This is a genomic window from uncultured Anaerobiospirillum sp. (assembly GCF_902485895.1).
In the GTDB taxonomy this organism is placed as follows: domain Bacteria; phylum Pseudomonadota; class Gammaproteobacteria; order Enterobacterales; family Succinivibrionaceae; genus Anaerobiospirillum; species Anaerobiospirillum succiniciproducens.
This window is the reverse complement of record NZ_CABTML010000007.1, coordinates 59,586-73,884: the sequence shown is the minus strand read 5'-3', so window position 1 is coordinate 73,884 and position 14,299 is coordinate 59,586. Positions and strand designations below refer to the sequence as shown.

The 14,299-nt window shown below is 43.2% G+C and carries 8 protein-coding genes; 4 read left to right on the top strand and 4 right to left on the bottom strand.

All coding sequences use genetic code 11. The annotated features are described in order from the left end of the window. The first annotated feature begins 470 nt into the window (after nucleotides 1-470). Complete coding sequence (locus RDO37_RS00620) at nucleotides 471-1,238, top strand: basic amino acid ABC transporter substrate-binding protein (protein WP_308497757.1); 768 nt, start codon at nucleotides 471-473, stop codon at nucleotides 1,236-1,238. 770 nt (nucleotides 1,239-2,008) lie between these two features. Here the strand turns inward: RDO37_RS00620 and RDO37_RS00615 are convergent. The 4 genes from RDO37_RS00615 to RDO37_RS00600 form a co-directional block, all read right to left on the bottom strand. Beyond that, complete coding sequence (locus tag RDO37_RS00615; RefSeq protein WP_308497756.1) at nucleotides 2,009-3,229, bottom strand: beta-methylgalactoside transporter permease; 1,221 nt, start codon at nucleotides 3,227-3,229, stop codon at nucleotides 2,009-2,011. 10 nt (nucleotides 3,230-3,239) lie between these two features. Continuing rightward, the gene (locus RDO37_RS00610) at nucleotides 3,240-4,742 is read right to left on the bottom strand and encodes a sugar ABC transporter ATP-binding protein (protein ID WP_308497755.1); all 1,503 of its coding nucleotides are present in this window, start codon (nucleotides 4,740-4,742) and stop codon (nucleotides 3,240-3,242) included. 940 nt (nucleotides 4,743-5,682) lie between these two features. Next, the gene (locus RDO37_RS00605; RefSeq protein ID WP_273326329.1) at nucleotides 5,683-6,711 is read right to left on the bottom strand and encodes a galactose ABC transporter substrate-binding protein; all 1,029 of its coding nucleotides are present in this window, start codon (nucleotides 6,709-6,711) and stop codon (nucleotides 5,683-5,685) included. 1,571 nt (nucleotides 6,712-8,282) lie between these two features. Beyond that, the gene (locus RDO37_RS00600; protein WP_308497754.1) at nucleotides 8,283-10,010 is read right to left on the bottom strand and encodes a proline--tRNA ligase; all 1,728 of its coding nucleotides are present in this window, start codon (nucleotides 10,008-10,010) and stop codon (nucleotides 8,283-8,285) included. Between the two features lie 494 nt (nucleotides 10,011-10,504). Here RDO37_RS00600 and RDO37_RS00595 point away from each other — a divergent pair, with 494 nt between their 5' ends. The 3 genes from RDO37_RS00595 (at nucleotide 10,505) to mpl (ending at nucleotide 14,181) form a co-directional block, all read left to right on the top strand. After that, nucleotides 10,505-10,795, top strand: a complete 291-nt coding sequence (locus RDO37_RS00595) for a hypothetical protein (protein ID WP_308497753.1) — start codon at nucleotides 10,505-10,507, stop codon at nucleotides 10,793-10,795. 499 nt (nucleotides 10,796-11,294) lie between these two features. Next, complete coding sequence (locus RDO37_RS00590) at nucleotides 11,295-12,422, top strand: FAD:protein FMN transferase (RefSeq protein WP_308497752.1); 1,128 nt, start codon at nucleotides 11,295-11,297, stop codon at nucleotides 12,420-12,422. Between the two features lie 385 nt (nucleotides 12,423-12,807). After that, on the top strand, nucleotides 12,808-14,181 hold the full coding sequence (gene mpl / locus RDO37_RS00585; RefSeq protein WP_308497751.1) for a UDP-N-acetylmuramate:L-alanyl-gamma-D-glutamyl-meso-diaminopimelate ligase: 1,374 nt from the start codon (nucleotides 12,808-12,810) through the stop codon (nucleotides 14,179-14,181). The last annotated feature ends 118 nt before the right edge of the window (nucleotides 14,182-14,299 follow it).

Sequence of the window (14,299 nt, the reverse complement as noted above, 5' to 3'; positions counted from 1 at the left end):
TCACGCTTTGTGTTTATAAATCCTATAAATATCAGCTTTTGCTAAAAGTGAGATCGCCAAAACCTCAGAAAAGACATCACTAATACATGCGATTCATCATGCAAAAGTAAAGATTTCAGAGCACAGACAAGGAATAAACAGATAGCCCCTTAGGCAGTGAACCCATTGCTTGCACAGTGTCTTAGCTTGCTCACGAGTAGGGCTAATGCACCTGAGAATTATGTATTTGCTAGTTTTTGCTTAGTCCATAACAGTGCATATATAGACGATTGTGCATGTAATAGGTGCATTTATGCCCTCACATGTACACTTTTAAAGCAGCACGGTTTGCGGGTGCTACAATCCGATACATTCAGCTGTTTGGAGCATGATAGTTTAGCTATTAGAAATAGTTCTTGGTAAGTATCATCTCCATAAACGAGATAGACCTCGGCAGCTCAACCTATTTATTGAACATTTGGAGTTTTATCTTGTTTAAGAATACCTTAGTAGCCTTAACTTTAGGCGCAGCTTTATGTGGTTTTACCTCTACTGCCTCTGCAGACACCATTAAGGTTGGTACTCACCCAACTTTCGCTCCTTTTGAGTTTGTAGATAAGGACGGTAATGTAGTTGGCTTTGATATCGATCTCATCAATGCTATTGCTAAGGCAAATGGTGATACTGTTCAGATCGAGTCCATGCCATTTGATGGTCTGATTCCATCAATGATTACTGGCAACATTGATGCTATCATCTCTGGCATGACCATTACTGAGGCTCGTCAGAAGCGTGTAGACTTCACTGAGGGCTATTACAACTCAAACCTTTCTATCCTCATTAAGAAGGACAAGGAGGCTGAGTACACTTCTGCTGATGCACTTAAGGGCAAGACTCTGTGCGTGCAAATCGGTACCACTGGCCACGCTTTTGCTGAGACTATCTCCAAAGATAACATTAAGGCTTTAAACAATGAGTCCGATGCGATTATGGAGTTATCTAACGGCGGTTGTGAGGCTGTGATTAACGATCGTCCAGTTAACCTTTACTACCTGCAGAAGTCTAACTTAAAAGACATTGTTGAGTTTGTTGATCCTAAGTTCAAGGACAATGTAGATCAGTTCGGTGTTGCTGTAAGTAAGGGCAATGAAGAGCTGTTAAAGAAGCTCAATGAAGGCTTTGAGAAGATTTCTGCCTCTGGCGAGCTTGATGCTCTGCACGTTAAGTGGTTCGGCAAGGGCCTTGAAAATACCAAGTAATCTCAAACGCCCCTCAATCATTTGGCGATAAGCCATTCAAAAGTACCGCAGCAGCTTTACAGCCCTGCGGTATTTTTTTGTCTTTTACTTATCAGGCACAACTCTAATGGCTTAAGAGACAGAGGGAGACAGTAGCGAAGCTTCGGGGGCGGGCGCTCTAAAGAGCTGCACTAGCAAAGCAATTACACGCTTAGCTTAAGCATAAGAAATAAAATGGTCGCTGATGTAGTAGGAAAGATAGTTATAGTTAAAGCACCAGATGGAATGTGGTTGCTGCAGATAAATGAAGACAGCTTGGGTAGCGTAGATTGATGAGTATTTGAGTGAAAACAGCTTGGGTAGCGTGGATTGAGCTGGTTTGAGTGAAAACAGCTTGGGTAGCGCGGATTGAGCTGGTTTGAGTAAAAGATCTCGGGTAGAGTGAATTGATGAAGATGTGATTAGTTAGAAGATGGGGAGTAGCTAGAGGAGGGAGCACAAAAAGGGCGTAGAGAAGACTACACCCCTGGTGACATCACATGCATGTGTGACATCTATAAGACAAGGTTTAAACGGTGTCTTACTTTACAAGCTTAGGCATGGGCTTTTGATTACATGCTTTTGCCTTATAAGGTCACAAGCATTGAGCATGAAAAGCGCTTTGCTAAAGCTTGGAGTAACTAACTAAAGGCACTATCGTAAAGTCAATTGTGCCTTTAGCTAAGAGATTTGGTTTTAAAGAAGACGCCCTTTTATAAAGGACGCCTCTTTTTAATAAGAGAACTAAATGATTAGTTCTTCTTACGATACTTACCCATATCGATAGCAACAGCGGTGGCAATAATGATGCCCTTAATAACCTGCTGCCACATTGGGGATACGGAGATGAACTGCAGACCGTAAGTAATAATGGTGAATACGAATACACCAGCGATAATGCCTGATACGGTTGCGATACCACCCATCAGAGATACACCACCTACTACGCAAGCTGCGATGGCGTCAAGCTCGTAACCCATACCGTACTGGTTAGTAGCACCAGCGGTACGTGCTGCTTCGAGCACACCAGCGATACCATAGAGGCCAGCTGCGAGGATGAAGATGAAGAGGTTGGTAGCGTAAACGTTAACACCAGCAACAACAGCTGCTTCACGGTTACCGCCTAATGCGTATACGTTCTTACCGAAGATGGTCTTGTTCAGTACGAACCAGATAGCAACGGTGATAACAGCAGCAATAGGAATCAGAATGGATACGCCTGGGAAGCCGCCGCCCTGGAAGAACTTAGTCTGACCTAAAGCTGCGAAGTCTGGACGTACACCACCAATTGGCTGTGAGTTGTTAGGTGGTAAGTCGAAGTACAGTGAGCAAGAACCGTAAACGATAACAGAAGTTGCCAGAGTTGCAATGAATGGGTGCATCTCATACTGTGCTACTAAGAAGCCGTTCAAGGCACCGAAGCACATACAGATACATACAGCTACAAGAATTGGGATGAATAATGGTAACTGAGCTAATTCAGGGAAGAAGCGGTTGCCATAATCAGCTGTCTGTAACATGGAAGTTGAGATAACTGCAGCTAAACCTACAATACGACCAGCTGAAAGGTCACAGCCTGCGATTACTAAGGTAAAGCAGATACCCAGTGCAATAATCAACTTGGTGGATGACTGAGTCATAATGTCGAGTACCACACGGATCTGCATGAAGCGAGGCTGCATGATACAGATGATTAAGACCAGCACAACCATCGCGATGATGATGGCGTAGTTGGTTAAAACGTTATTCAGCGTTTTAGAGTTAATAATAATGTCTGCAGCACCTGCACGTGGGTGGGTTAATCTCCAGCCATTTTGCAGGGTCATCCAAGCACCGATGATCATCAGGATGATTGGAAGATCATATAAAGTCTTGATATGAGCGAAGAAAAGAATTGCGCCCAGAACAACGACAGCAACTCCCAGGCCGGTCAGAGCCTTGTAGTAAGAGTTCTGTGAAATAGTATTAGCCATAAAGCCCTCTCTACTTCTTAAAGCTTGAAGCCAAGCGCATGATTTCTACTTGGTCAAAGTTTTCTTTATCAACAAATCCAGTTACGTGGCCTTCGCACATAACCATGATTCGATCAGACATACCCATAAGTTCAGGCATTTCAGAGGAAATCATGATGATTGACTTGCCCTGCTTAACCTGATCAAGCATTAAGGTATAGATTTCGTACTTAGCACCTACGTCGATACCACGAGTTGGTTCGTCGAAGATGATGATGTCAGAGTTGGTTAAGAGCCAACGAGCAATCAGAACCTTCTGCTGGTTACCACCAGATAAGTTCTTAATTGGAGTATCTAAGTTAGGGGTCTTAACGCGCAGTTCTTTACATGAGGCCTCAGCAGCTGGAATACGCTTAGCATCATCAAGAACACCCATCTTGGCAAAGGTGCTTTGTGCTGCAATAAGGGTATTGTCGAGAATTGACAGAATGCCGAAGATACCGTTTTGACGACGCTCTTCAGTGAGCAGCGCAATACCATTACGCTTAGCGTCACGAACAGACTTAACTTCGATCTTCTTACCATTCTTGTAAAGTTCGCCACCAGCTAAAGCTCTCAGACCGAAGATGGCCTCAACCAGCTCGGTACGCTGAGCACCAACCAGACCACCGATACCTAAGATCTCGCCCTTGTGCAGCTGGAAGTTAACATCCTTGAAAGAACGCTTATCTTCAGCAGTGAAGTGCTTAACATCAAGAATAACTTCTTCAGATGGAGCAGTATCACGTATAGGGAAACGGTTGGACATATCACGACCCACCATCTTCTTGATGATGAAGTCTTGATCAATATCTTTAGCTAAGTAAGTGCCGATAAATTTACCGTCTCGCATGATGGTTACGTCATCAGAGATGCGTAAAATTTCTTCCATCTTGTGAGAGATATAGATGATAGAACGGCCTTCGTCTCTTAACTTGTTGATAATCTTGAACAGATACTCAACTTCGTTCTCGGTAAGAGAAGAGGTTGGCTCGTCCATGATGATGATCTTAGCGTCGTAGGAGATAGCGCGAGCAATTTCCACCAGCTGTAACTTAGAGGCAGAAACCTTACCTGCGTTAACTGCTGGATCTACGTCCAAACCAATGCTCTTGAAGAGCTCAACGGTTTGATCGTACATAGCTTTGTGATCAACGAAGCCAAACTTGGTAGGGAAACGACCAATCCATACGTTTTCCATAACAGAACGGAAACGGATTGGGTGAAGCTCCTGGTGAATCATGGAGATACCCATGGCCAGAGCTGCTTTGGTGTTCGGAATATCATTGATGCTCTTACCATTGTATAAAATGGTGCCCTCATCAGGATGATACAGTCCGAATAGACATTTCATGAGCGTAGACTTACCTGCACCATTCTCACCCATAAGAGCGTGAACAGTACCAGGTCTTACCTTTAGATTGGCATGATCGAGTGCCAATACACCAGGGAAGCGCTTCACAATGTCGTTCATCTCAAGGACGTACTGACTCATGAAAAAAGATCCTCTTACTGCAACCAGACTGAAAATCTTAAGAGGATAGCTTGAGTAGTTCCACTAGCTTGGCAATCTTGTCACCTTGTAACCACGGTAAACCATGACAATAGATGCTTAAGATGGCGACTAATAGTAATCACATTCAATTAGTTTTCTTGTTTTAGCCCTTACCAACATCGTCATTGTTAAGCACTTTGGTAAATCGTAATATTCACCAAAATGCTACGATGTCTTGCATGCATGCGGTTTTTTCGGCTTAGGAGCTTTTAAAAAACCACCTTGTAAGAGCATTTTTGAGCCTCTTAAGAAAAAGTATCAAGTATCGATACTACAAAATGACTTAAGATACTGACTAACAAGTAGTATTGTCAGAACTGTATCTTCATGTCTAAGAGGTTCTAATGCTTGCAGGCTATGATTCAGCGCAATGCTGAAAGTGAAAAGCGCTACAAGTGAAGAAAAGATGTGGGCTTATCTTAAGATAGAGTCCACATTAAAAACCTTTGAACCTTATCTTCTGAAAAGCAAATGAACGAATGTCTATTAGTGCTTGAAAGTTCTACATCTTGCTATAGAAGAACTAACTAAAGCGAGTGTCGCTGTAGTTAACCCCTCATTTACATATCTAAAACTTCAGTCTTTTACCCAGTGGCTGTATGAATTACTGCCACTATCCAAAGGCCCGTTAGCTATCTTTGGGCAAAACCTTAAATAACTTTATGAACCTTTGAGCGAGTGAAAACTCACCCGCTTCTACGCACTCAGCCCCATGACCCAAAGGATCATGAGGCGCAGCGTGAAAACAGATAGATTGTATTTTGCACTAAGAACAAGGGCCTACTCAGGACAGGCCTGAGTAGGCCCCGTTTTGAAGTACAGATTGGTTACTCAGCTAAAGCAAAGTCCTATCTGCTTAGCTTAACTTCTGAGAGAAGGATTATTGGAAGTCCTTGTAGTTCTCAGCAGTTACACGTACGTATGGAATCCAAACGTACTTGCCGTCGGTTACGGTGTAGCCGATTGAAGCCTCGTCAACTGGCTTGCCCTGAGCAACCTGGTTAGCGATACGAACAGCAGCAGTACCCTGGTTAACAGCGTCGTTTAAGGAAGTACCTAAGAGCTGACCCTTAGAAATAGCCTGAAGAGCTGGAGCGGTAGCGTCAACACCAACAACTGGGATGAACTTAGAAGGATCCTTACCATCGGTACCTAAGTTGTAGCCTTCTGACTTGAGAGCCTCAACTACGCCTAAAGCCATGTCGTCGTTGTTGCAAAGAACAGCTTCGATTGATTCAACGCCTAAAGAGGTGATGAAGTTCTTCATCTTGTCGTGGCCCTGAACCTTATCCCAGTTAGCGTTGTCAGAACCAATCTCAACGATGTCAAGACCAGCGTCCTTCATTGCCTTTACGCAGTACTCAGAACGTAAGGTAGCGTCCTGGTGACCCTGCTCGCCCTTGATTAAGATGTACTGTAACTTGCCGTCCTTGTTCTTGTCTGCCTCTGGGTGGGCCTTGAAGTATTCAGCGATTAACTGACCACCGATAGTGCCAGACTCTTCAGCACGAGCGCCTACGTAGAAGGCCTTATCGTAGCCCTTTAATACCTTTGCATCAGGCTCACGGTTGATGTAAACGATAGCAACGTCAGCAGCCTTAGCCTTGTCAGCTAAAGGACCAGCAGCAGAACGGTCTACTGGGTTGATGATCAGAGCGTTAACGCCCTTGGTGATGAAGGTATCAACCTGGTCATTCTGCATTGGCTGGCGGTTCTGTGAGTCTACTAACTCAATCTCTGCGCCAACAGCCTCAGCTGCTTTTTGCATGTTGTTACGAACGCCAGTCATAAAGGTGTCGTCGAACTTGTAAATGCATGAGCCGATAAGGACGTCTTCAGCCTGGGCGGTGCCAACAGCGGCGGTTGCAAATAAAGCGGCAGCGGCGATAGCAGTAAGAGACTTCTTCATATGGATTTAATCCTCCAAAGGAAACAAAGATTTCTTAAGGCACTAACAACAGTCGATGCAAATGAAGCGTTGAAGATAAAGTGCTTCACTATCCGCTTAAGAATCCTCAAATGAGGTAGCAAAGTTAAGCGGTGCATCTTTTCGTGCCCTAAGTTCTCTAACTTTTAGCAGCTGTGTGAGACAAACATAAGCACAGATGCATCAAGTCAGGGAGTTTTGAAGCCAAGGCACAAAGAACCTTAAGTTCGATACCATGATAGTGATTTGTCTAGATAAAAAGTGAGAGGCCTCTCCCACTTTCAATATGTGGCTTTTGTTATACAAATAGCTAAGTTTGCTATTAAAACTATGGTTTTGTCCGATAAATAAGCTAGTGTTACAAATTTTCATAGGTCAAAATGGTAACGTTTACACACTAGTTTCAATTAAAAAATGTGAGGCAACTCACCAAAAGTATTGCAAAATAAGTTGTGTATAAACAATACTTTCTTAAAGATAGGCAGGTTTAAGTGAATCGCCGAATAGATGCGTGCTCTTTAAGCACTAAAACAGTGCTGTGTAAAATTTGCCGTAGATAAGCCAATCTATAAAGGTGTGTTCGTGCACGGAAATTGGTGCATTTCTCTCAAACTGAAAATATTACCAATACAGTGCAATATCGTACGGGTATGACAACTTAATTATATCTTGTTGGTATGACTGGTTTTTTAACATAAATACGATATATAAGGCATTTGTTGGGTGTGTTTAAAATGAAAATGATTAATAAATTAGTAACACTTTGTTGTACATCTCATTATTAACATTCAAAAAGCTACAGTCTGTATCTTTAAATTATGTCGATTTTAAGATGTAGATCCAAAATATACAGGGTTTAGAGACTGTGTAAACGTTTACATAAGTAAAACTTATGCAGTCTCTTGAGAATTACCTATAAATAAGAGATATATGCGGTTTACAACAAAAAATATAGTAATCATATGGTTGGCATAGATGACATTTTTGTTACACAAACACGTCATAATTAGCCAAGCAAACTTTGCCTTGGTATTTGATCTTTCTTTTTCTACTCTCAAGATCTCAGCATCTGTCAAAGCAAGTGCAAAAGCTCAACATTTGTAATCCATTAAGTAGAAACGATTCACTAATGATCTGGGCGATCTTTGTTGTTGCAGCTCTAAATAATGTGGTGATCTTATGGTGCTGTAGTTAAAGCGTGCAGATCGTGGGATGATTGATTTTATGGGGTTTTGAACGTTCAGAGCGATCTTGTGTTAGCTGCGTCTAGTCAAGAGTATATGCATGCTCGAGGCATTAGCGATCTTAGTTTTAAACAGCTATATATGTAGAGAGATCGTGAGTGAGGTGGTGTGAGCATGAGATCATGCGTGATCTTATAGAGGGATTTGTCTGGTGTGATCTTATTACTGTTAAAGTAAAAAGCCCGCATTATGCGGGCTTTGTGAGTATACATAGCGATCTTAAGATCGCCATGTGAGATCTTATATTTCTAGGTGATGCTTATGCATTACCTGAGTGCTGATAATGCAGCTATATATAAGTTGGAGATCTTAGTTAAGCCCAAGCTTAGCCTTGATTGATGCAACAGCATCAGCAACAGCAAAGCTTTCCTTTTCCATAGTACGACGGTTCTTGTACTCAATAACGCCCTGATCTAAGCCCTTAGCACCAACAGTAATAATGTGTGGAATACCAATGAGCTCCATATCAGAGAACATAACGCCAGCACGCTCATCGCGATCGTCGTAAAGAACTTCAATACCAAGAGACTCAAGCTCGTTATAGAGCTTCTCGGCTGCTTCCTTAACCTTTTCAGACTTGCCAAGACCTAAAGCTACAATGGCAACAGAGAATGGAGCCATAGAGTCAGGCCATACGATACCGTAGTCATCGTGGTGCTGCTCAATAGCTGCAGCAACTACACGGGTAACACCGATACCATAGCAGCCCATCAGCATAGGGATGTTCTTACCATCCTTATCGGTAACAGTTGCGCCCATAGCCTCAGAGTACTTAGTGCCAAGCATGAAGACTTGACCAACCTCAATACCCTTGCGTAGGTGCAGAGTGCCTTGACCATCTGGGCTTGGATCGCCTTCTTCAACATTACGCAGATCAGCAACCTCGTATGTAGGAACATCACGATCCCAGTTAACACTCTTTAAGTGGAAGCCATCTTCGTTAGCACCGCAAGCAAAGTTGCTCATAACATTGGCGTTGCGATCTACTACGATACGACCCTTGAAGCCAACAGGACCTAATGAACCGGTGTGAGAACCAGTGAAAGCAAAGATCTGCTCATCAGTTGCAAACTCAACAGGATCAGCAACACCGCTAAGCTTGCCAGCCTTGATCTCGTTTAACTCTTGATTGCCGCGCAGGCAGAGCATGATAAGCTCGCGTGAGCCATCTTCCTTCTCTTCGCCTAAAACAACTAAGCTCTTAAGTACATTGTTAGTGTCTTCTGCTAAAGCCTGAGCAGCCTCGTCTACAGTGTGGCAGCCAGGGGTTGCAACCTTAGAGTATGGATCCTTAGCCTCACCACGCTGCTCGTTTGGAGCTAAAGCCTCAGCCATTTCGATGTTGGCTGCATAGTTTGAGGTATCAGAGTAAGCAATAGTATCCTCGCCAGCGTCTGCTAATACCTGGAACTCGTGAGAGTGGTTACCACCGATTGAACCAGTGTCAGCCTCTACGGCGCGGAAAGTAAGACCTAAACGGGTGAAGACGCGTGAATAAGCATCGTACATGTCATTGTAGGTCTGAGTTAAAGACTCGTGATCCATGTGGAAAGAGTATGCGTCCTTCATGATGAACTCACGGCCACGCATTACACCGAAACGTGGACGTACTTCATCACGGAACTTAGTCTGAATCTGATAGAGATTCATAGGCAGCATACGAGGAGACTTGATCTCATAACGGCATAAAGCAGTGATGACTTCCTCGTGGGTTGGGCCTAATACGAACTCGTTGTCCTTTCTGTCCTTTAAACGGCACAGTTCTGGGCCGTATTTTACGTAACGGCCAGACTCACGCCACAGGTCAGCAGGCTGAACTACAGGCATGGAAACTTCAATAGCGCCCTTTGCGTTCATCTCCTCACGGATGATGGCTTCTACTTTCTGTAAGACGCGAAGGCCGGTCGGTAACCAAGTGTAAATACCAGAGGCAACCTGGCGGATTAAACCGGCACGTAACATCAGACGATGAGAATCAACAGCTGCTTCAACTGGATTCTCTTTTAAGGTTGCGAGCATGTAACGACTAGTGCGCATTGAAAATCAAACCTTTAAAAAAGTAACTACAAGAGCGCTCTTTAATCATTTGCTTGTAGCAGTATGCTTAAGCTTGCTAAGAGAGCTCTTAACAAGAGCAATCTGATTTTACGAACCCATGGCACGTTAAATCAGATTACTCGTTAAGTGATCTTGGTCATTGTAGTAGTCGAACGGCATACATTCAATAGATTTGCATATACATTCGTGTAATTGGCCTATCTAAAAGCCATTTGATAGGGACTTTATTTGCTCATAGCGTGAATTACTGCCGCCAAACATACGATTATGGCCAGAGCTTCATAGCGAATTTAATAGCCTTGTGTTGTCAGATTCATCGTACTCAAGGGGTGCTAGTGGTCACAACTTCAAACATGTGATGGCATTAATGCGTTAAAAATTGTCATGTATAAGCGATATTATGGTTTTTTATGCTATGTTATTGCAGCGCCGATAGAGGATTTTAGTTTGAGTCGGCACAGTTTGAGGTTTGTATGATTTATCTTTTATCTTTCGGCATTTTCTGTGTCTTCATCTTTTTCTTATCACTCGGACTTATCTTCAAGCGTGGTGGCTTAAAGAGCGAAAGTGAAGCCCATGAGATTTTAGAGGGCATCAGCTGCGCTATGTGTAGCAATAGCGGTTGCGGCTTCCATGGCCAGAAGAACCGTAAGCCTACTAAGAATTGCCTCACTAAGACTGAAGAGAATTTAACTACTAAGACAGCTTTACAGGGCACCGGTTGTTCAACTGGTCAGTGCGAAATTAGCTTCAAGGAAGTCTAAACTCGCCGCCTTAAAGAATGACAAATGACTAAAGTGTGTTGTCTAGCGTGATTGCTTAGATGATAGTCATAATGTTCTCCTTTAGGTTGGTTGATAGTCATTTGTCCCACGAAGCCTGCACAGCACTTCTAGGTTGAAGGCTAATGCAGGCTTTTTTTGTCTTAAATAGCTAGATGGCTACAATGTTAGTTTACATGGGCTATCTATTGAACTTAATGGCATGACAAGTTGCATAGGAGCTTATTTTGCTAGACAAAAATTTTAGTCTAACTTGCAATTGCCCGTTCTTTAGCTCTATAAATTGATTCAAAAGCGGCATAATCGTTTTAGTCAGCTATTAGCTTGAATTTACGCTCATGCTTAGTTCGATAGAGCTATTCATACTCAAGCGTCGGTTGATCGAGCGACAGGCTGATAACTCAAGATTGCTGATTAGTAATCAAGTTAATGATGATTTACTGATTGGCGCATATTATTTGTTGTGTGAAGGATAAATATCGTGAAAGCTTCTATTGTTTCAACGGCAGTTAAATGTGTAGTTGCCTCGTTACTCGCTTTAGGTTTAAGTGCATGCGGTGGAGATAAAGAAGTTCCAAAGAGCGATGTTCTGACACAAAAATTCGATCAAGTTACTAAGATCGATGGCAAGACTTTCGGCACTTTCTACTATGTAACCGTACCAGGTGGCTATCCAGGCGGTGAAGAGACTTTACGTGCTGATGCTGAGTTTGTCTTCAAGAAGGTTTCTGATGCCATTTCAACTTTCGATCCAAAGGCTGAAATTGCACGCTTTAATGAGTTCAAGAGCACTGACTCTTTTATCATTACCTCTTATTTAGCTGATGTTATTGAAGAAGTGGTTATGCAGTCTCGTCGCGTGGAACAGTCCATGGATCCAACTGTCGGCCCATTAGTAAATCTGTGGGGCTTTGGTCCAAAAGGCGAAGTTAGCCGATCTCCAAGCGAAGAGGATATTAAGAACACCTTAGAGTATGTAGGTTTAGAGCGTTTTGGTCTTTACAGAGCAGGTGATGAGGGTGCTTTCTTAAAGAAGACTGATCCTCGTGTTGAGCTTGATTTATCTACCATTGGTGAGGGCTTAGCTGCAGACGAGCTTGCTGCACTCATGGATCAAAAGGGCGTTGAAAACTACATGATTGCTGTTGCGGGTGCTATTCGTACTAAGGGCGCAAATCCTGATGGTAAGCTCTGGCGTGTAGGTATTGAAGACCCATTAAGCCAAGGTTCTAAGGTTTTTGCCGTTGCCTGCCCACAGTCTATGGCTATTTCAACTGCTGGCTCTTACCGTAACTTCTTCTTAGATAAAGATACTGACAAGTTCTACTCCCACATTATCGATACTAAGACTGGCAAGCCAATTAGCCACCGTACTGTTTCTGTATCAGTCATTGATCGTAGCGCTTTAATTACCGATGCAGTGGATACTGGTTTATTAGTGTTAGGCGCTAAAAAAGCAGTTGAGTGGGGCGAGAAGAACTCTGTTGCTGTCTATGCTATTGAGATTGATAAGGATGGTAAGCCAGTAGCTACTTACTCACGTGCCTTTGAGCCATACTTAAAGTGCGTCGTTGACCCTAACATCATGCCATCTATGCCAAAGCCATAGTCATTATCTCCCCATAGAGGTCATGCCATAGAGTTTGCAGCGCACAGCTCTTAGAGAGCAATTAACAGCAGACCATAGCATTGCTCGAGCAATTAGCAGTCAAGCTCTTAGAGAGCTTAATTGCGTCAAGCTAAGGTTCGTACATAGCAAGCTTACATACTTAAAGCTAAGTACATTTGCTACAATAGGCCAGTCATTTTCAGCCGCTTAGGCTTGAGGATGCTGGCCATTTTTGTGGTCATAAAATCAATTTTATTCTTCTTTGTTATTGCATCTTCATTTAAGCAAGAGCTCCGATAACAGCTAGACCTAATTAAAGTAGGCTTGCTTGTGAGGGATATGCTTATGCTTAAGCTGATGCACAGATGCTCAGGCAGCGCTAGTCATGCACATTCATATTCTAGGAATCTGCGGTACCTTCATGGGTGGTATCGCTTTAATTGCCAAGCAGGCAGGTCACAAGGTTACTGGTTCAGACTTAAATGTCTATCCACCAATGTCTGATGAGCTCCAAGAGGCTGGCATTGAAATCTACCAAGGCTACGGTGCTGAGCAGCTCGACACTAAGCCAGATCTGATTGTGGTTGGCAATGTCATGAAGCGCGGCATGCCGGTAATTGAGCGTATGCTTAATGAGCACTTAAAGTATGTATCAGGCCCTGGTTTCCTTGAGGAGCTGTACCTACGTGAGAAGACTGTGCTTGCTGTTTCCGGTACTCATGGTAAGACCACCACAACTGCAATGCTTACATGGATTTTAGAACATGCAGGTTTAAATCCAGGTTTCTTGGTTGGCGGTATTCCTGAGAACTTTGGCTACTCTGCTCGTGGTAGTGATAGCAAGTACTTTGTTATCGAGGCTGATGAGTACGACTGTGCTTTCTTTGATAAGCGCTCTAAGTTTGTTCACTACCACCCTGATATCGCCATCATCAATAACATTGAGTTTGATCATGCCGATATCTTCAACTCCATTGAAGATATCAAAAAGCAGTTCCATCACATGGTACGTATCGTTCCATCCAACGGCGCAGTTATCTATCCATATGATGATGTTAATGCCCTCTCCACCATTAAGATGGGCCTGTGGTCTAAAGACATTGGTGTTGGTTCAGAAAATTGCCCATACAAGCTTGAGATCACTGCTGCTGATGGTTCTAAGTTTAAGATCCTCAATACCTCTGGTGCTTTAGAGTGCGAAGTTGAGCTCAACGCCACCGGTATGCATAACGCCCGTAATGCTTTCATGGCATTACTGGCAGCTCATGAGGCTGGTGTTCCTTTTGCTAAGGGTGCAGAGGCTATGGCTCTGTTCAAGATGCCAAAGCGTCGTATGGAGTTAGTCGCAAAGATCGGAACTGTAGAAGTGTATGACGACTTTGCTCACCACCCAACTGCTATCAAAACTACTTTAGATGGTTTACGTAAGCATGTTGGCGAAGATCGCCGTATTGTGTGCGTATTTGAGCCTCGCTCCAATACCATGAAAATGGGTGGCAACAGTGAACTGCTTGGTGCATCATTCAACGATGCCGATGAGGTTTTTGTATACCACAATGAGGCTGTAAGCTGGGATATGTCTGTGCTAGTCAAAGACTGCGCCAAGCCTCTTCATATCGTTGAAACTAGCACTGCAGATTTAATTGATGAGGTAGTAAAGGCAACCGATGACAACACTACTGTAGTGGTGATGAGTAATGGTGGCTTTGAGAATGTAAAGGGCCGTTTAGCTGATGCGCTTAAGGCAGCTAAGGCTTAGTTACTTAGAATGTAGGTTCTAAATCTTTAGAGGACGCTAAAGATAAGTAACTAGCTTTTTAGTAATTTGTATCCAAGAAAAAAGGCTCTGAGCAGCAATGCTCAGGGCCTTTTAGACT